Origin of the sequence: Rossellomorea orangium, assembly GCF_019334305.1 — a bacterium.
Classification (GTDB): Bacteria; Bacillota; Bacilli; order Bacillales; family Bacillaceae_B; genus Rossellomorea.
On record NZ_JAHWGH010000012.1, the window covers coordinates 31,475 to 50,240 of the forward strand.

The 18,766-nt window shown below is 45.4% G+C and carries 21 protein-coding genes; 14 read left to right on the forward strand and 7 right to left on the reverse strand.

All coding sequences use genetic code 11. The features are described 5' to 3' along the window. Positions 1-96 precede the first annotated feature (96 nt). Positions 97-1,686 carry an amidohydrolase gene (locus tag KYJ26_RS06560; protein ID WP_219166488.1) on the forward strand — a complete coding sequence of 530 codons (1,590 nt, stop codon included), beginning with the start codon at positions 97-99 and terminating at the stop codon, positions 1,684-1,686. 78 nt (positions 1,687-1,764) lie between these two features. Continuing rightward, entirely contained in the window at positions 1,765-2,679 is a 915-nt protein-coding gene (gene rarD / locus KYJ26_RS06565) for an EamA family transporter RarD (protein WP_219166489.1), read from the forward strand. A 124-nt stretch (positions 2,680-2,803) separates the two neighbouring features. Here rarD and KYJ26_RS06570 read toward each other — a convergent pair whose 3' ends face one another. Further along, complete coding sequence (locus tag KYJ26_RS06570; protein ID WP_219166490.1) at positions 2,804-3,604, reverse strand: NAD kinase; 801 nt, start codon at positions 3,602-3,604, stop codon at positions 2,804-2,806. 150 nt (positions 3,605-3,754) lie between these two features. Here KYJ26_RS06570 and sppA point away from each other — a divergent pair, with 150 nt between their 5' ends. The 7 genes from sppA to KYJ26_RS06605 all read left to right on the forward strand — a co-directional run bounded on the left by sppA (position 3,755) and on the right by KYJ26_RS06605 (position 10,058). Further along, the gene (gene sppA / locus KYJ26_RS06575; protein WP_219166491.1) at positions 3,755-4,765 is read left to right on the forward strand and encodes a signal peptide peptidase SppA; all 1,011 of its coding nucleotides are present in this window, start codon (positions 3,755-3,757) and stop codon (positions 4,763-4,765) included. Positions 4,766-4,770: 5 nt separating this feature from the next. After that, a complete protein-coding gene (locus tag KYJ26_RS06580) occupies positions 4,771-5,310 on the forward strand; it encodes an RDD family protein (RefSeq protein ID WP_219166492.1) in 540 nt (179 codons plus the stop codon). Between the two features lie 288 nt (positions 5,311-5,598). Further along, complete coding sequence (locus KYJ26_RS06585; protein WP_219166493.1) at positions 5,599-6,309, forward strand: DUF2953 domain-containing protein; 711 nt, start codon at positions 5,599-5,601, stop codon at positions 6,307-6,309. A gap of 15 nt (positions 6,310-6,324) precedes the next feature. Beyond that, positions 6,325-6,801, forward strand: a complete 477-nt coding sequence (ytfJ, locus tag KYJ26_RS06590; RefSeq protein ID WP_219166494.1) for a GerW family sporulation protein — start codon at positions 6,325-6,327, stop codon at positions 6,799-6,801. Between the two features lie 132 nt (positions 6,802-6,933). Continuing rightward, complete coding sequence (tpx, locus tag KYJ26_RS06595; RefSeq protein ID WP_219166495.1) at positions 6,934-7,434, forward strand: thiol peroxidase; 501 nt, start codon at positions 6,934-6,936, stop codon at positions 7,432-7,434. Between the two features lie 134 nt (positions 7,435-7,568). Further along, positions 7,569-8,552 (forward strand): class I SAM-dependent methyltransferase, encoded by a 984-nt coding sequence (locus tag KYJ26_RS06600; protein WP_374939759.1) that lies wholly within the window; start codon positions 7,569-7,571, stop codon positions 8,550-8,552. A gap of 309 nt (positions 8,553-8,861) precedes the next feature. Further along, positions 8,862-10,058, forward strand: a complete 1,197-nt coding sequence (locus KYJ26_RS06605) for an acetate kinase (protein ID WP_308807549.1) — start codon at positions 8,862-8,864, stop codon at positions 10,056-10,058. 81 nt (positions 10,059-10,139) lie between these two features. Here KYJ26_RS06605 and KYJ26_RS06610 read toward each other — a convergent pair whose 3' ends face one another. Further along, positions 10,140-10,460 (reverse strand): hypothetical protein, encoded by a 321-nt coding sequence (locus tag KYJ26_RS06610; RefSeq protein ID WP_219166498.1) that lies wholly within the window; start codon positions 10,458-10,460, stop codon positions 10,140-10,142. A 310-nt stretch (positions 10,461-10,770) separates the two neighbouring features. Here KYJ26_RS06610 and KYJ26_RS06615 point away from each other — a divergent pair, with 310 nt between their 5' ends. Continuing rightward, on the forward strand, positions 10,771-11,610 hold the full coding sequence (locus KYJ26_RS06615) for an EcsC family protein (protein WP_219166499.1): 840 nt from the start codon (positions 10,771-10,773) through the stop codon (positions 11,608-11,610). Between the two features lie 24 nt (positions 11,611-11,634). Here the strand turns inward: KYJ26_RS06615 and KYJ26_RS06620 are convergent, their stop codons facing one another. Beyond that, on the reverse strand, positions 11,635-11,952 hold the full coding sequence (locus KYJ26_RS06620; protein ID WP_219166500.1) for a hypothetical protein: 318 nt from the start codon (positions 11,950-11,952) through the stop codon (positions 11,635-11,637). A 211-nt stretch (positions 11,953-12,163) separates the two neighbouring features. Between KYJ26_RS06620 and KYJ26_RS06625 the strand changes: the two genes are divergently transcribed. Together KYJ26_RS06625 and argH are read left to right on the forward strand one after the other, a co-directional pair. After that, a complete protein-coding gene (locus KYJ26_RS06625) occupies positions 12,164-13,375 on the forward strand; it encodes an argininosuccinate synthase (RefSeq protein WP_257474910.1) in 1,212 nt (403 codons plus the stop codon). Beyond that, the gene (gene argH, locus KYJ26_RS06630; RefSeq protein ID WP_219166501.1) at positions 13,372-14,766 is read left to right on the forward strand and encodes an argininosuccinate lyase; all 1,395 of its coding nucleotides are present in this window, start codon (positions 13,372-13,374) and stop codon (positions 14,764-14,766) included. The genes KYJ26_RS06625 and argH overlap by 4 nt, the downstream gene beginning before the upstream one ends. Before the next feature lie 255 nt (positions 14,767-15,021). On the opposite strand, the gene KYJ26_RS06635 is transcribed toward argH, so the two are convergent. Continuing rightward, positions 15,022-15,474 (reverse strand): universal stress protein, encoded by a 453-nt coding sequence (locus tag KYJ26_RS06635; protein WP_219166502.1) that lies wholly within the window; start codon positions 15,472-15,474, stop codon positions 15,022-15,024. Between the two features lie 108 nt (positions 15,475-15,582). On the opposite strand from KYJ26_RS06635, the gene KYJ26_RS06640 reads away from it, so the two are divergent. Continuing rightward, a complete protein-coding gene (locus KYJ26_RS06640; RefSeq protein ID WP_219166503.1) occupies positions 15,583-15,735 on the forward strand; it encodes a hypothetical protein in 153 nt (50 codons plus the stop codon). Positions 15,736-15,875: 140 nt separating this feature from the next. On the opposite strand, the gene KYJ26_RS06645 is transcribed toward KYJ26_RS06640, so the two are convergent. Together KYJ26_RS06645 and KYJ26_RS06650 are read right to left on the reverse strand one after the other, a co-directional pair. Continuing rightward, positions 15,876-16,529, reverse strand: a complete 654-nt coding sequence (locus KYJ26_RS06645; protein ID WP_257474911.1) for an SDR family NAD(P)-dependent oxidoreductase — start codon at positions 16,527-16,529, stop codon at positions 15,876-15,878. A 67-nt stretch (positions 16,530-16,596) separates the two neighbouring features. Next, positions 16,597-17,028: a MarR family winged helix-turn-helix transcriptional regulator gene (locus tag KYJ26_RS06650; protein WP_219166504.1), complete on the reverse strand. Its 432-nt coding sequence runs from the start codon at positions 17,026-17,028 to the stop codon at positions 16,597-16,599. A gap of 158 nt (positions 17,029-17,186) precedes the next feature. Between KYJ26_RS06650 and KYJ26_RS06655 the strand changes: the two genes are divergently transcribed. Continuing rightward, entirely contained in the window at positions 17,187-18,152 is a 966-nt protein-coding gene (locus KYJ26_RS06655; RefSeq protein ID WP_219166505.1) for a quinone oxidoreductase family protein, read from the forward strand. A gap of 29 nt (positions 18,153-18,181) precedes the next feature. Here KYJ26_RS06655 and KYJ26_RS06660 read toward each other — a convergent pair whose 3' ends face one another. After that, a complete protein-coding gene (locus KYJ26_RS06660) occupies positions 18,182-18,748 on the reverse strand; it encodes a TetR-like C-terminal domain-containing protein (RefSeq protein ID WP_219166506.1) in 567 nt (188 codons plus the stop codon). Positions 18,749-18,766 lie beyond the last annotated feature (18 nt).

Below are 18,766 nucleotides of genomic sequence, written 5' to 3' on the forward strand. Positions count from 1 at the left end.
AAGGCTCTCTATTTTTTTATGGTTTTTCCATTTCAGAATTTTTCTATAATATGATACATTTGAGAAATAGACTTTTATGAAAGAAGGAAATGCATCATGGGTACTTTATGGAGAAACGGAATCATCTATACAATGCAGCATGAAGGTCATCAAGTGGAAGCAGTATTTACAGAGAACGGTCTGATCAAAGGCCTGGGCACATCTGAACAATTGGAGCAGGAGTTTACGGTAGATTCTGTGGTGGATTTGGAGCAGAAGGTGATGTTCCCGGGGTTTGTGGATAGTCACATGCATCTGATCGGTCACGGTGAAACACTGATGAGGCTGGATCTTTCCAGTATGAATAGTAAACGGGAAGTGCTCGATGCAATCAAGGAAAAAGCCGGCGGCCTGGAAGAAGGGAAATGGGTCATCGGTGAAGGCTGGAATGAGAATCTTTGGAGTGATGCAGCCGTCCTGACGAAGCAGGAAATCGACGCTGTCGTCCCCCATCATCCCGTCCTATTGAAACGGATTTGCCGACATGCTATGGTCGTCAATTCATTGGCATTGAGAAATGCAGGAATCGATGAACACACACCGAATCCTCCAGGTGGCTTGATTGAAAAGGACGATGATGGATCGCTCAATGGATTACTGAAGGATAAGGCACAGGACCTGATGATCGACGCCCTGCCTTCCATCTCATCCGAGTACCTCGTCGAAGCCTTGACAAAAGGGATCGAAAGCTGCTGGGAGCATGGACTGGTCGGCGGCCACACAGAGGATTTAAGCTATTATGGAAACTTCAAGAAAACGTATGATGCGTTCCTGGAGACAATTAATGTAGGCAAAAAGAAATTCAGGGCTCACCTTCTTGTCCACCATGCAGTCATTGAAGATTGGAAGGAAGAGGGGCATCATTTCCTTGGAGGAAATGAATTCATTGAATTCGGTGCCATGAAAATCTTCGCTGACGGAGCGTTAGGAGGCAGAACGGCGTTACTCAGCTACCCGTACGCCGATGATCCAAGCACGAGCGGGGTCAGCATCCACACCAATGAAAGACTTCAGGAACTGGTGAAAAAGGCAAGGAAGTATGAACTGCCGATAGCGGTCCATACGATCGGGGATCAGGCTTTTGAAAATGTCGTCGATGCGGTCCTGGAGGAACCTTCCGTTCACGGAAGACGCGACCGTCTCATCCACGCCCAGATCCTTCGCAAAGAATTGATTGATAAAATCAAAGGACTGCCCCTTATCCTGGATATTCAACCGAGATTCGTGGCGTCGGATTTCCCTTGGGTGATCGACCGATTGGGTGAGGAAAACATGACATACAACTATGCCTGGAAAACGCTCCTTGAGGAAGGCATTCCTTGTGCAGGTGGATCGGATGCACCGATCGAGCCGATCAACCCGCTTTGGGGGATTCATGCGGCGGTCACCCGCACCAACCCTCTTGATCCTGGGAAAACGGAGTATCGTCCAGAAGAGAAGCTTACGATGTATGAGGCAATCTCCCTTTTTACAAAGGGCAGCGCCTATGCCTGTCACCATGAAGACGATAGAGGAGTGATCTCTGAAGGCTATACGGCCGATTTCACCGTATTGGACATCGATCCATTCACTGTCGAGGAAGACCAATTACTCGGTAAAGTCGTCGATATGACCATCGTGGACGAAACCATTGTCTATAAAAAATAAATAATCATTGCCCCCAAAACCTTTCACCGATATAATGGAGATATTTCGGAAATAGAAATAGTTTTGGGGGTGTTTTTTATGAAGCAAGATCAAGCCGGGATTCTGTATACGGCCTTTTCCTATTTTCTTTGGGGAATTCTTCCGATCTACTGGAAATGGCTCAATCATGTATCAGCGGATGAGATACTGGCCAACCGCATTTTCTGGTCCTTCTGGTTCATGCTTCTATTCCTGTTCGTCAGCAGGCGTTGGAAGGATTTTACCAACTATTTAAAAACATCTCTGACCAAAAAGAAGCAGCTGTTCGCCTTGCTGCTCGCTTCAATCCTGATCAGCACAAACTGGTTTATTTACATTTGGGCTGTGAATACCAATCAGATGGTGGAAGCAAGCCTCGGCTATTATATTAATCCGCTGGTCAGCGTATTATTGGGCGTGTTTATTTTAAAAGAAAGCCTGTCGAAGGCTCAAATGGTATCCTTCGGGTTAGCTGCCATCGGAGTGCTGATCCTGACGATTTCCTATGGGGAATTCCCCTGGATCGCCATCGGTCTCGCCTTCTCATTCGGACTATACGGCCTGGCCAAAAAACTCATCCAAGTCGAATCATCCATCGGACTCACACTCGAAACGATGACCATCGCACCCGTATCCCTGATTTACCTTGCCTACATGTACAAAGAAGGAACCCTTTCTCTGTTCCATGTATCGGGAGGGACGGACCTCTTACTTATGGGAGCAGGTGCGGCGACCGCGATTCCGTTGCTGTTCTTCTCAAAAGGTGCGCAGCAGATTCCTTTGTATATGGTCGGATTTTTGCAATACATTGCCCCGACGATCACGTTGATCCTCGGCATATGGATGTATCATGAAGAGTTTTCGACGACCCATCTCATTTCGTTTATGTTCATTTGGCTGGCATTGACAATCTTTACGGCTTCGCGAGTGCAGTATGCGAGGAAGCGGAGAAGAGAGGCGAGATTGTCAGCGTAATTGAAAACGCTCCAGGTGTGGATACCTGGAGCGTTTTTTGTATGAGATTTGTGAGTGATGTGGCAAGAGGTTGGAGCAATGAGTTAATTGGTTAAAGACTCGCAACCAATCACGTCAGTTCACCCTACAAAAACGACCGTTTCACTTTCTCCCAGAACGAATTATCCTTCAATTTCACCGTTTTGATTACTTTATCACTTAACTTGGCTTCAACTTTTTCCACATGCTGAATGCTTAATGCTTCATTATCCATTCCCATCGCCGGATAATCGTTTCCGTCCTGGACGATCTTCAGGACCAGGCGGCGCTGTCCGCTCACAATAAAGGATGACCCCAGGGTACGATAGCGGTTATTATTCAAGGAAGCCATTTCGCTCACCTGGATACAAGGAAGCATCGGATCGACGACGGCTCCATTGACGGATTTGTTATAAGCGGTGCTTCCCGTCGGAGTGGCGAAGATCATGCCGTCGCCTCTGAACGTTTCAAAATGTTTGTCGTCGATGAAGACGTCCATGACGAAGGTTTTGATGATGCCGGAGCGGATGCTGAATTCATTCAGGCAGTGAAAGGACGTCTGGTTGTCGACGGTCACTTCGATGGTCGGGTATTTACGTACTTCGATCTGCTCGGTTGTCATGGCTTCGATCATCTTGGATGTGTCATCGATATGGAAGTCACAGTACATGCTGAGCGTGCCGCCGGTTGAAATACCTGCATACAGGCAGTCCTCCCTGAAGCCGGTTTGCCGGACGGCCTGAAGGAATGTTCCGTCGCCTCCGATGCTGACGATGATATTTGCGTTCTTCGAAGATTCTACTATATTGAAATCATACCGCCTTGCCAGTTCATATAATTGATCAAGTTTGGCCTGCATTCCTTCTTGTTGAAGGGCATAGAAAAAGATATTTCGACGGTTATTCATCGTATGTACCTCCCAGGATAAAAGATAATTTTTCCCATTTACATAAAATTTTGCTAGAATCTAACTTAGTGAATATTCTATCATGTTTCCCCATGAGAATGATATTCATATCCTTACATAAGATAGGGTAAACGAGGGAGGAATATACAGATGAATGCAAAAAGGTGGACGGCATTAGGAATCGCTGGCGCATTATTCTTTGTTTCGGTAATCGTCAACTTTGCGACCTCTGCTGTGACAAGTGATGTTAATCAAGCATTTGAAGACATGTTCGGAGGGACGGACAATCCATTCTCCGAAGAAATCATCGATGAAGGAAATGCGAATAAACGGATCGCGGTCCTTGAAGTGGAAGGTGTCATCCAGGATACGGGTGGTGCAAGTTCCTTATTCGAAAGCCCGGGCTATAACCACGAGCTCTTTATGGATAAGCTTGATGCCGTTGAAAAAGACAAATCAGTCAAAGGGATCATTTTAAAAGTGAATTCTCCAGGCGGCGGTGTAGTGGAAAGTGCACAGATCCACTCGAAACTGGTGGAAATCATGGAAAAAACGAAGAAGCCGATCTATGTATCGATGGGCGGTACGGCGGCATCCGGAGGCTACTACATATCAGCACCGGCTACAAAAATCTTCGCCAGCAAAGAAACGCTCACGGGTTCACTCGGGGTCATCATGCACAGCATCAACTACTCGGAACTTGCTGAGAAATATGGAGTCGATTTTGTCACGATCAAGAGTGGACCGTATAAAGATATTATGAGTCCGACCCGAAAAATGACGGATGAAGAACGGAAGATCATTCAATCCATGATCGACAATTCCTATGAAGGCTTCGTCGATGTCATTGCGAAAGGCCGTGATATGTCGGAAGCGGATGTCAAGAAGATCGCAGACGGACGTGTGTACGATGGGATCCAGGCGAAGGAAGTCAACCTGATCGATGAATTCGGTTATGTGGAAGATACCATCGCCGCGATGAAGAAGGATTATAAATTAAAAGATGCACAAGTATTTGAATACACAGCAGGTGACCCTTTCTCTGAATTCTTCAGTATGGGTGCAAGAAAAATGATGGGTCAGGATATGGAAGCGGCAGCACTGATGAAGCTCCTCTCAAATCCTGGTTCCCCGCGATTGATGTATCTATACTCTGAATAAGGAAGGTGAATGACGTGAGTGAAAGCTTTGAGCAAAATGAAACGCGTGAACATATCGAAGTCCAGTCGACTTCACCTGACTATTCAGGTAGAATTCCCCGAGACGGTTATTACCTGGCGGGGTTCTGGATACGATTCTGGGCCTATCTTGTGGACTTGATCGTCATCGGAAGCATCACGCGGCTGATCGTAAATCCGATTTTCAGACTGCTGGACATCTCTTTATCCGACGGTTCGATGTTTGCACCGATCTCCATTTTGACGAGCATCGTGTTCTATGGGTATTTCGTTTTGATGACGAAATACTTCAGCCAGACAATCGGAAAAATGGTATTCGGCATCCGGGTCATTGAGCTGAATGGAACGAAACCATCATGGGGAACCATTCTGTTCAGGGAACTGATCGGCCGGTTCATCTCCACGACCATCTTTATTTTATATGTGGTGGTGGCGTTTACGAATAAGAAACAGGGGATCCATGATCTGTTTGCGGACACGACGGTGGTTCAGGAAAAGAAGAAGCTGGAATTTACTCCGGCTGTGTGAGGAAGAGAAGCAAACCTGCTGATGTGGCGGGTTTGTTTTTTTAATGGTTTATTTCCTTTTTGTGGTAAATGACGCAATTACGTGGTGGAATGACGCAATTAATGAAATAATGACGCAATCATGGGACGAAATGACGCAATTAATCAAAAAACGACGCAATCACGAACGAAAATGACGCAATCAACCCCCAGACTTGGCCGTCAGCCCCATTTTTCACCGCAATTTCCACCTCCCCAAGTTTATTTTCCCCCGCAAAGGCCATAATAAGAGGTTGAAGGGTGTGAATTTATGAGCTGGTGGATCTGGACGTTAATTATTATTGCGGCACTTATTATATTTCTATTATTTATTGCAATCATCACGAAGCTGACCGTCACGATTTCCTTATACCATGGGAATGACAATGATCATTTCAAGGTGAAGCTGAGGGCGTGGTTTGGTTTGATCAAATATACCATCGATATTCCACTGGTAAAGCTAGATGATGACGGCCCGAATGTCGTAGTCGAGCAGGAGACGAAGAAAGGAAATGAAAGCAATCCTTCTAAGGAAAAGGCTTCAAAAAAGAAGATCACGCCTCATGATTTTATTGCGAGCTTAAATGATACGAAAGAGGTCGTCATTCACGTCCAGTCCATGCACCGGATCATCAGGGGGTTTCTAAAAAAAGTGAAATTGGATCAAGTACAGTGGAAGACCTTTTTCGGAACTGGGGATGCAGCATCAACGGGGACGTTGACTGGAACGATCTGGGGAATGAAAGGGAGCATCATCGGCATCCTGAGCGGGTACGTGCGCCTTCAATCCATGCCGGTCATTGAGGTGACCCCGACATTTCAGCATGCGGTGATTCAAACTCAATTTTCATGTATTATCCAGTTTCGCATAGGGAATGCTATCCTAGTAGGTTTCAAGATACTTCGGTACTGGAGAGGCGGCCGGGCCAGGTTTAAGACAAAGCCCCTTTCCACCATTTCTGGAGAAAAACATTCAGTTTAACTAGGAGGTCTTCACATGTCAGAACATCCGATTGAAGGTCTGATGACCACGGCAATGGAAAATTTAAAAGAAATGATCGACGTGAATACAATCATCGGTGATCCCGTTGAAACACCCGATGGAAGCGTCATCCTGACCGTTTCAAAAGTAGGCTTTGGATTTGCTGCAGGTGGGAGTGAATTCATCATCGACAGTAAGGGTAAAGATGATAGCGGCAAAGGCGGAGATGGCGGAAGTGACAAGTCATCCCCTAAGCAGCAGCCGTTTGGCGGAGGTAGCGGGGGCGGGGTCTCCATTACGCCAATCGCATTCCTGATCGTCAGCTCGAAAGGAATCAAGATGCTTCATTTAGATGAAAGCACTCACCTGATCGATCGACTGCTGGACCTGGCTCCGGGTGCCATTGAGAAGATTCAGGGCATGATGAAAAAGGATGACAATAAGCAGGACAACAGCAGTCAGGGCAACCACAATCAAAAGCTGGATCTATAATGGTTAATGAGCTTACTCGTCAAGAGTGGGCTCATCTTTTTTTTTCGGGAAGGACCCCTATGATTTGCTTTCCCCCTCCCTTTTTCTGTAGTATGAAAAGTGTACATACCAATTATAGAGGAGGAACAAATCATGGCAAATATCACGTTTAAGAACAACCCTGTCACTTTATTAGGTAATGAGGTAAAAGTAGGCGACAAAGCTCCCAACTTCACAGTATTAGCTAATGATCTATCAGAAGTCACACTGAATGATTCCAAAGGCAAGGTGCGTTTAATCAGTGTCGTTCCTTCCATCGATACCGGTGTTTGTGATGCACAGACGCGTAAATTCAATGAAGAAGCTACGAAATTTGATAATGTAGAAGTATTGACGGTTTCAGTTGACCTTCCATTCGCACAAAAGCGCTGGTGTGGAGCGAACGGAATCGAGAATGTCCAAACGCTTTCTGATCACCGCGATCTTTCTTTCGGAGAAGCATTCGGCGTTCACATCCAGGAACTTCGTCTTCTAGCACGTGCTGTGTTCGTTGTAGACAGCAATGATGAAGTAACGTATGTGGAATATGTGAGCGAAGCGACTGACCACCCGGATTATGACGCTGCCGTTGAAGCAGTGAAAAACGCGAAGTAATCCTGACCCAACCAGAATAATCTTTAAGACATGCTGACCTGACTTATCCGTGGTCAGCATTGTTTTTTTTACAAACGTCTTTGACAAAGGTAAAATAGATGAATGAAAATGAGATAAAGGAATGAATGCCGATGATTAATTCGCCAGTCGAATCACTATTTGGAATAATCGACGAAACGGCTACGTTGCTGCAAGAGGAACTCGCCTGCAGTTATTTAGAAGCCGTGGCCGAAACAGGGGAAAACCTGTTTCAAGGGGATGTCCTTCAGGAAGAAGTCAATGAACTGACCAAGAAGCGTCTCAATAAAAAGTACGATGAAGTAAACCTTTCTCAACTTGAGAATGAAAATATCCGTAAAGCCTTTCAATTCGCGATTTTAAAAGGGATGAAAGAGAACGTGCAGCCGAATCATCAAATGACGCCGGACTCACTTGGGTTATTCATCAGCTACCTGGTGAATAAATTTACGGCAGATATGAATAAGCTGACCGTCCTTGATCCGGCGATCGGAACAGGGAACCTTTTAACGACGGTGTTAAATCAAATGCCTGGGAAAGAGACCGAGTCCATAGGGGTCGAAATTGACGAGGTGCTGATCAAGCTTGCGTATGTGGGAGCCGATCTTCAGAAACATCCATTGCAACTCTTTAACCAGGATTCATTAGAGCCGTTGTTCATCGATCCCGTCGATCTTGTCCTTTGCGACCTGCCAATCGGCTATTATCCGAACGACCTGCGCGCCCAGGATTATGAACTGAAAGCGGAAGAGGGCCATTCATATGCTCACCATCTGTTCATTGAACAAAGCCTAAGGCATACGAAGGACGGAGGATACCTGTTCTTCATCGTGCCGAACGGACTCTTCGAATCACCGCACAGCGCACAGCTGCAAGGTTATCTGAAAGAGAAAGCCGACATCCAGGGCTTCCTGCAGCTGCCGCTTTCACTGTTCAAAAATAAAAACTCGGCGAAAAGCATCCTGATCCTTCAGAAGAAAAAGACAGGAATCAAGCCTCCTAAAGAGGTACTGCTTGCGCAACTGCCAAGCCTTTCGAATCAAAGAGCCCTTCAGGACATCCTGTCGAAGATCGATCAGTGGTTGGTACAGAATAAATAAAAGACTGCCTTTGGGCGGTCTTTTTTTTGCGTTTTATTGAAGGGGTGTTCTGGGTATGCAGGGAGTGAGGAGTTTCCCAATCGTTTTTTAAGTTTATCAACCGAAGTTTCAATCTATCCACCGTTCCTTCAAATAGTATTCACATTTTTGTGAAAATATTTAATTTACCATGAAAACGATGTCATTTCAAGCTTTTTCTTGAAATAGGGTGGAGTCAGTGATTTAATGGGGAATTGAGAGATAAAAAACGATTCAATGAACAGAATAAAGGTAGAGTCGATAGATCGAAAACAAAAGGAGCGATACAACGTGGCAAAAAAAGTGATTGCAATTAATGCTGGAAGCTCTTCATTAAAGTTTCAGCTTTTTGATATGCCTGAAGAAACGGTTATTACAAAAGGTCTCATTGAACGTATCGGATTAAACGATGCGGTTTTCAATATAACAGTGAACGATGAAAAACGTGAAGAAGTAACGGATATCCCGAACCATGAAGTAGCCGTTAAAATGCTGCTTGAAAAGCTGACAGGCTTTGGTATCATCAATTCACTTGATGAAATTGAAGGAATCGGTCACCGTGTCGTACACGGCGGGGAGATCTTCAATGAGTCCGTTCTGATCACAGACGAAGTGATTACGAAAATCGAAGAGCTATCTGATTTGGCTCCACTTCATAACCCTGCAAACTTAACGGGAATCAAGGCGTTCCAAAGCGTGTTGCCGAATGTTCCTGCGGTTGCAGTATTTGATACGGCGTTCCACCAATCCATGCCTGAGAGCTCATTCTTATACAGCCTTCCTTATGAGTACTACGAAGATTTCGGAATCCGTAAATATGGTTTCCACGGTACGTCCCATAAGTATGTATCCCAGCGTGCAGCTGAAATGCTTGGCCGTCCGGAAGAGCAAGTGCGCCTAATCTCTTGTCACTTAGGTAACGGTGCGAGTATCGCGGCCATCGAAGGCGGAAAGTCTATCGATACATCCATGGGCTTCACACCACTAGCGGGTGTTGCCATGGGAACTCGTTCAGGTAATATCGACCCGGCTCTTATCCCGTTCATCATGGAGAAAACGGGATCAACAGCTGATGAAGTATTGAATATCCTGAACAAGAAGTCCGGTATGCTTGGTGTATCCGGGTTCTCAAGTGACCTTCGTGACATCGAGCAGCAGGCTTCAGAAGGTAACGAGCGTGCGGAATTGGCTCTTGAAGTGTTCGCCAACCGTATCCATAAATACATCGGTTCGTATGCATCCCGCATGTACGGTGTAGACGCGATCGTCTTCACAGCAGGTATCGGTGAAAACAGTACACTGATCCGTGAAAAAGTCCTTCAAGGCTTGGAATTCATGGGCGTATACTGGGATCCTGCCCGCAACAAAGTACGTGGAAAAGAAGCATTCGTCAACTACCCGCATTCACCTGTAAAAGTCATGATCATTCCTACGAATGAAGAAGTGATGATTGCTCGTGATGTTGTGGAAAAAGGGAATATCGGCTAATATATAATAAATTAGAAAGAGCGACAGTAACTCCCGAGGGGGGGCACTGTCGCTCTTTCTTTTATTAGCAATTTGAGTCAATTAAATGAACTTATTGATCAAGTTTGAAAGTTTTTTATATAGTGGCTTATTCTTTTCTTTGGAAATAATCAATATGGGCAACACAACGATTAATAAAGCGGCAATTGTAAGTCCCGCTTTAGCTACTGCGTCCAATAGGAAATACTTAGTGTTAATTAATATAACAACTAAAGAACACCCGATAAGAAAAAGGGATTTATAGAATAGATAGTATTCATTTTGGTTCTTTTCATTAGCCAAACTTGAAAGTTTTCCTATTATGACAGAGACAGTAAATACAAATAGAATGGCATATAGTGCCCCTAATAAACCAGATATCATTTCAATTACTTCCTTTCGAAATACCTTCCCTTAAACAGTAAGTATTTATAACCGGTTACTTGTATTAATTTACCACCCTTGTTTTTAAGTTTAAATCGAATTTTTTAAATTTAAGTTTGATTTAAGGTTCTTTAAAGAATAACTTAAGGTTACGACCAGCAAAAGAATTAGGAGAGGTGGAGAACAAATAAATAATAAATGAAAAATCCTCCCCTTCAAAATTTCAGACTATTCCCACCACTCAATCGAACTCCCAGTTCCACATGTGATATACTATACCTAATTCAACGAATGTAAGGAGTGGGGAGAAGTGAACTGGTCAGAACGGGATAAGCAGGTATGGCAGTCAATCAAGACGTGGAGAGAAGAGTTATATGAATACGAAGCGAATGATTTGGAGCATACATATGTGAAATGGTTGGATTACGCGTTTGAATCGATTCCTGAAGATATGCAGGAGCAATTTTTCCAGCGTCTCGATGGCTGGTTGTTTCATATGCACTCTCTGATACAAGGTTCACAGATGCAGAATGATGCACGTGAGCGTATCCTTGTGACGGCGCGGGCGTTTAATCAGGATATTCAGACGGTGGAGGATCTGCATTATCTTACGATTGATCAGCTTCATTACATAGCGGAACAGCACGCGGGACGTCACCGCATCTACTCCCTTCTCCAAGGCGGAGTGACGGGGACCGGCGGCTTGGTGGCTCTTGGTTCGGACCTGCCGGCCATGCTTGTCATCAATCTCCGGTCGGTGCAGCTCATCGCCATCACGTACGGATTCGATGTTCAGACGCCGTTCGAAATGATGACGTCATTGAAGGTGTTTCATGCGGCCACCCTGCCGGCAAGACTTCGGGCCCTTGCGTGGGAGGATCTGATGGAGGATCTGAACAAGAAGGATTCCAATTACTTCTACGATGGATCGGAGCAGCTGACGGATTACACGTGGCTGGAAGGATCCATGAAGCAGGCGCTGAAAGCGATGGCGATTACGATGTTCAAAGGGAAGAAGTGGTCGGGTCTGCCACTTGTCAGTATTGCCATCGGAGCGGGATCCAATTATCAGCTTTCGAGAAAGATCACTGATTTTGCGGAAAAGTATTATCAGTACCGCTACCTGCGCGATAAGAAAAATGAACAATAAACAAAAAGGGGAATGATGTGGTCATCACATCGTTCCCCTTTTTGTTTTTTCCGGATTGGTCCGGTACCAGAGCCATAGGTCATTGATTTCCGAGGCCCGTTCAGAAATTTCATTGTTGATTATGCAGGACCGGTCAAAGTCATCTTCCGCAGCCAGTTCCTCCTGCAGGCGCTCGATCTCCCCGTCAATATCCCTGATTCGGTCTGGAATTGTTCCACGGACGCGCTCCCACTCAAGAAGGATCACTTCCTGTTCCTCGGGAGAATACATCGGCCATTCCTTCAGCATAACGGGAAGGTGGATGCCCAGTCTCGGATTATACGAAAAAAATTCATTCCTCATCTTTCTGGACGCTCCTTACGTTTCATTCTTATTTCATCCTACAATAAATTCTGCGTGAAGCCCAGTGCGAAGGCGATGTCACATCTTGTCCATAAAATAATTATACAAATTGATGAATAAGTATTGATGTATTTCTCGTAAACTGCTAATATAAATTCATCTTAAAGAATAAATATTCATTTATATAGAAAATCAACAGGAGGAGATACGGATGAGTAAAAAAGTGGTATTAGCCTATTCAGGTGGTTTAGACACGTCGGTTGCGGTTCAATGGTTAAAGGAAAAAGAATACGAAGTCATTGCATGTTGCCTGGATGTGGGGGAAGGGAAGGATCTTGATTTTGTACAGGAAAAGGCTTTGACGGTAGGAGCGTCCAAAAGCTATGTCATTGATGCAAAAGAAGAGTTCGCGAACGATTACGCGCTTATCGCTCTGCAAAGTCATGCACTGTACGAAGGGAAATATCCACTGGTGTCCGCTCTATCAAGACCGTTGATTGCCAAGAAGCTTGTGGAGGTCGCCGAACAGGAAAATGCAACGGCGGTGGCGCATGGTTGTACGGGAAAAGGAAATGACCAGGTGAGATTCGAAGTGTCCATCGCGGCATTGAATCCTGATTTAGAAGTGATCGCCCCGGTTCGTGAGTGGAAATGGTCACGTGAAGAGGAAATTGAATATGCGAAAGATAAGGGGATTCCGATTCCGATCAATCTTGACTCTCCATACAGCATCGACCAAAACCTTTGGGGAAGAAGCAACGAGTGTGGAGTCCTTGAGGATCCTTGGGCTGCACCACCGGAAGATGCTTACGACCTGACATCAAGCATTGAAGAATCACCGAATGAAGCAGATGTAGTTGAAATCACGTTCTCAAAAGGGGTGCCTGTGGAACTGAATCACGTGGCGTATCCTCTTGAAGAAATCATTGCGAAGCTGAATGTGCTGGCCGGTAAGCACGGAGTCGGACGTATCGATCATGTAGAGAACCGCCTTGTCGGCATCAAGTCACGTGAAGTGTATGAGTGTCCGGCTGCCATGACTCTTTTAAAGGCACATAAAGAACTGGAAGATCTGACACTGGTGAAAGAGCTTGCGCATTTCAAGCCGGTGATCGAGAAAAAAATGACCGAATTGATTTATGAGGGACTATGGTTCTCTCCATTAAATAAAGCGCTGAAAGCATTCCTTGATCAAACGCAGGTGTATGTGAATGGCGTTGTACGTGTGAAATTATACAAAGGCCATGCCATCGTGGAAGGAAGAAAATCACCGAATTCCCTGTATGATGAAAACCTTGCGACGTATACAAAAGCGGATGAATTCGATCATGATGCTGCCGTTGGATTCATTCAACTATGGGGTCTTCCGACAAAGGTGTCTTCCATGGTAAACGCTGAGAAGAAAGAGAAAGTGACTCTATGAGTAAGTTATGGGGAGGCCGTTTTACCAAAAAGCCTGAAGAGTGGGTGGATGAATTCAATGCATCCATCTCATTCGATCAGGAGCTCGTATTAGAAGATATTGAAGGCAGCGTCGCACATGTGAAAATGTTAAAGAAATGCGGGATTTTGACGGTTGATGAAGCCGATCAGATACTAGACGGACTACACGTGCTTTACGGCAAGGCTGAAAGGAATGAGCTCCAGTTTTCCGTGGAGTATGAGGATATTCATCTGAACCTGGAGAAGCAGCTGATTGACTTGATCGGCGAGGTCGGAGGAAAGCTTCATACAGGAAGAAGCCGTAATGACCAGATTGCGACCGATATGCATCTGTTTTTAAAAAGACGAGTGGAGGAAATCGTCAAGCTCGTGGAGGATCTGCAGGAAGCGATCATCGTCCAGGCAGAGAATAATGTGGAAACGATCATTCCAGGGTACACTCATCTTCAGCGTGCCCAACCAATCTCGTTTGCCCATCATCTGATGTGTTATTTCTGGATGCTGAATCGTGATAAGGAGAGGCTTGTTGATTCGTTGAAAAGAATCGATATCTCTCCATTGGGTGCCGGTGCACTGGCGGGGACGACTTTCCCGATCGACCGTGAGTATTCTGCCGAGCTCCTTGGCTTCGGTTCCTGTTATGAAAATAGTCTGGATGCCGTGAGTGACCGTGATTTCATCCTGGAATTCCTGAGCAACAGCTCGATCATGATGACTCACCTTTCCCGCCTGGCGGAAGAGATGATTCTGTGGTCAACAGAAGAGTTCCGATTCATCGAGCTCGATGACAGTTTCACGACGGGAAGCAGCATCATGCCCCAGAAGAAGAATCCGGATATGGCGGAGCTTGTCAGAGGGAAGACGGGCAGGGTGAATGGGAATCTTATTTCGCTTCTTACGGTTTTAAAAGGACTGCCACTTGCCTATAACAAGGACATGCAGGAAGACAAGGAAGGGATGTTCGATACGGTGAAGACCGTTGTGGGATCTCTGAAGATTTTCACAGGCATGATTTCAACGATGAAAGTGAATAGTGAACAGATGAAGGAAGCGGTCGGGAATGATTTCTCCAATGCGACGGAGCTTGCTGATTATCTGGCGACAAAGGGGATTCCTTTTAGACAGGCCCATGAGATTGTTGGGAAGCTTGTGTTGTATTGTATTGAGGAGGGCTGTTATCTGAAGGATGTTTCTCTGGAAAAGTACGGTGAGTTTTCTTCGTTGATTGAGGAGGATATTTATTCGATTTTGACTCCTTATTCGGCTGTTGAGAGAAGGAATTCGTATGGTGGAACTGGGTTTGAGCAGGTGAAGGTGCAGATTGGGAAGGGGAAGGCTGAGTTGGGGTCTTTTGCTGAACAATCTGTTTAGAAAAAATTAAAACCAATTAGAGAGTGCTGGTTGATTTTCGCTACAGGTGCTCGCTTTCCGCGGGGTGGGCGGTGAGCCTCCTCGGGCTTCGCCCTGTGGGGTCTCACCTGTCCCACTATACCCGCAGGAGTCGAGCACCTTCCGCTACAATCAACTAATGGAATTTCACTTTCTCCTCGGTATTAAAGTGCAAAAGAACGGCTGAGTGGAATCATTCTCCCTCAACCGTTCTTTTTTAAGTATTAATGAAAAAAATCAATCCTCCACTTCTTCCGTCCTTACAACCAGCACGTCACAGTGGGCAGCTCTGGTGATGTGTTCTGATACGCTTCCGATGAGGAAGCGTTCGACGGCGTTGAGGCCGGTGGCACCGCAGATGACGAGGTCCGCTTTGACGTTTTTGGTTGCTTCTCTTGGGATGATCACTTTCGGGGAGCCGTATTCGACGTATGTTTTGACTTTGGTCAATCCGGCTTCGGTGGCTTCTTCCTTGTACTCGTTTAATAATTCTTCAGCATACTTGATGGCTCTTTCTCCTACAGTACGGTCATAGGATTCGATGGCTGCGAAAGAGCGGGTGTCGATGACGTGGATCAGGGACAGAGTGGCGTCATTCCGTTTGGCGATGGCAATCGCTTTTTTGAAAGCCCATTCTGCTTCCCTTGACCCATCTACAGCTACTAATATGTTGTGATATTTTAAACTCATTGTGATCCCCTCCTTACATTCATCATACTATATTTTCCCACTTATATCTGTAGCCAATTTTCGAACAATAAAGGAGAATATACTACTTATTTTTAAGGGGGCATCACGATGAAGAAGAGGGATCCGAAAGAGCAGTTCACGTATGATGAAAATGCGAACCAGCAGGTAAGCCAGCAGATTATGGATTCGTATACGAGCGGTGTCATCGATACGGAAAATGGTCAGTATGGGACGAATGAAAACGAACAATATGAAGAATAGGTAAGGTAAAGCTTGCAGAACCGGTAATTGTTTCTGCAAGCTTTTTATTATGTAATCAAAAAATATACAAAATAGGAGCCACCCCAAAGGCTTTCTTTAATGTGGCTCCTTCCTCTTAAACCATCTTTGAAAACGATGTGTCACGCCTCTTCGTACACAACCTCAACATCCCCTTTATCCTCATGCATCTTGAACAATGCTTCAGCAATCTTATTTCCTGAAAAATAAGAGTCTTCCTGAATAAAACCGTTAATGGTCAAAGTCCCGACATAGATTCCTTTTGGGGTCAATTCCTGGTGAAGGCTGTGAGCCAGGTTCCTGAGTCCTGCTTTCCCGACTGAAAGAGAGGCTACATCAGCACTTGGATGCAGGGCTAAACCACCACCTGTCAATAGTATTGATCCTGTTTCTTTTTCCATGAAAGGAAGGACTTCCTGAACAGCGGAAAGGGCCCCGGCTACGTTCACTTTAAAATCATAGATGAAATCTTCCGGGCGGATGGTCGTTGGTTGAGCGGGCTTGATGGACGCGGCGTTGTACAGAAGAACCTCGATTTCATCCCCGAATTCTGCTCTGACTTCAGATAGGGCGTCCTTCATGGAAGATGTGGATGAAACATCTCCTTGGAACCCTTTGGCTGTGATACCCTGTGATGCCAAATCGCTCTCAAGCTTTTGGAGTGAGGCAAGCGTCCGTGAAACGAGTGCCACCTTGTATCCTTTCAGTCCAAAATTCTTCGCTGCCTCATAGCTGATCCCTTTACCGGCGCCGATAATGACAATCGTTTTATCCATAATGAATTCCTCCAATGATTAATATTTGTATGTGCAAATGAGTGGGTAAAAAAAGAGCGCAACTACCTCACTCTTTTTCAAGCTTCAAACTGGCTTCATGCAACATCCGGCTTAAATCCAGGCTGAAATCCTTCCCAAGCGTCTCGGAATAATCCTGGAACATTTCTTTGATCGACACACGAAATTCACGGTACAATTCTTCTCCTTCATCCGTTAAAGAGATAAAGGTTTGTTTACCTGACATTTTCCGAACAACGATGTTCCGCTTTTCCAGTTTATCGATGAAACGTGTACTGGTGGAAGGGGCAATGGCCAGCTTCTGGCACAGCTCTTTCTGCGTGATCCCCGGCTTGAAGTGAATGACCATGATCATATAAAAGTAAGATGGAGCAAGTCCCCCGGCATCCAGGTGTTTTTCTGCAAGCTTGGTGATGCTGCGGGAAAAACGGCTTGCCGTGAAGTATAAGCAGTGAATCAGAACGTCTTCTTCTTGGTTCATCGTTCAACACCCTTTCATTTGCATATACAAATTATCATAGTGAAGAATAGCTTGTCAACATAAGCGCAAATTATGGCTGCTCTTTCGGTTTTTCTATTATACGGGTACCAGACTTTTACATTAGAATATAAAGGAGACCGTGGAGAAGGGGTGTTGAGATGAAAGCAGTGATTCAACATGAATTTGGGGATTCCCATGTACTGCAATTGGCAGAAGTGGAGACTCCAACGTTAAATGAAGAGGAAGTCCTGATCAGAACCGCTTTAACAAGTGTGAACTATGCCGACATTAAATCAAGGAAAGGCAACAAAGGGAAAGGGAAATTCCCATTCACACTTGGTCTCGATGCAGCGGGGACCATTGTGGAAGCAGGGGAATCTTCTGGATTTGAAGTCGGAGACCGTGTCATCGCTTTTCCGATAGGCGGTTCATATGCGGAGTACGTGAAAGCTCATAAACATCTGACATTCAAGATTCCAGAAAGCCTATGCTTCGAGCAAGCGGCTGCCATGCCGACAGTATCGATCCTGTCTTATATCCTCCTGCATGAAATCGGTCAGGTGAAAAAAAGTGATACCATCGTTGTCCATAGCGGAGCGGGTGGAGTCGGTTCCATGCTCGTTCAATTGGCGAAGCTTGCCGGAGTTGAGAACGTGATTGCAACCGTGGGCAACTTGAACAAAGAGGACTATGTCAAGAGAATGGGCGCAGATCGCGTTTGTAAATACGATACGTTTTCAGAGGAAATATTACAGCAGACGGACGGCAAAGGGGCACAGGTCATTTTCGATTCGGTTGCTGGTGAAGTCACGACGGCAAGCCTGGACTGTCTGGCACTTTACGGAACCCTCGTTCAATTCGGCAACAGCAGCGGCAGTGCGGGTCACTTCAAAACGAGCGATGTTCATTCTTCCTGCCGAAATGTAAAGGGGTTCAGCCTGGGGACGACAAGGAAACATCGACCGGACATGTTGGCTCCCGCAGCAGAGCAGGTCATCGACTTATTCGCATCGGGAAAAGTCAAACTCCCTATTGCGAAGATCTTCGATTTGAGTGAGGCTGCACAGGCTCACGATTTAATTGAAAGTCGTAAGTATGAAGGGAAAGTCTTGATACGAGTATAAATGAGGAGCCTGTTTTCGTACAGGCTCCTTCATTTTACCCCCGACAACCCCCGGTTGATGAACCGGTGCAAGATGCCCGCCATCTCACCGGGCGACTTATCCATCCCGTTTTCCAACCAGTTTTTTATCACATGGATACTTCCGCTCACCATGAACATGTTGATATAGTCATAGGTTTCCTGATCGATCCGGTCATCGGTGCGCCAGTTTTTGAAAATGAATTCATGCGTGATGACCATCCCTTTTTTCAGAAAATACATATCTGTGTTCTCACTTAGGAGTGTTTCGCAAATGTCTCGTTTTTCTGCAAGGTATTCGAATAGCTTCTCTGTCATCTGCAGAGCTTCTTCTTCTTTGGAAAAGTTGTATTGACCCAAAGTCTCCGTCAGATCTGCGATGAATTCTTCTTCGATTTCTTCCAGCAGTTCGTACTGATTGGCATAGTGGGCATAATAGGTGGATCGGTTGATGTCTGCCGTCTCGCAGATGTCTTTGATGGTAATGCTTGAGATCGACTGCTTTTTTAAGAGTTTCAGCAGGCTTTCCTTCAACACCATCCGTGTGTATTTTTTTCGTCGGTCCATTTTCGTGCTCAAATACGTGAATCTCCTTTC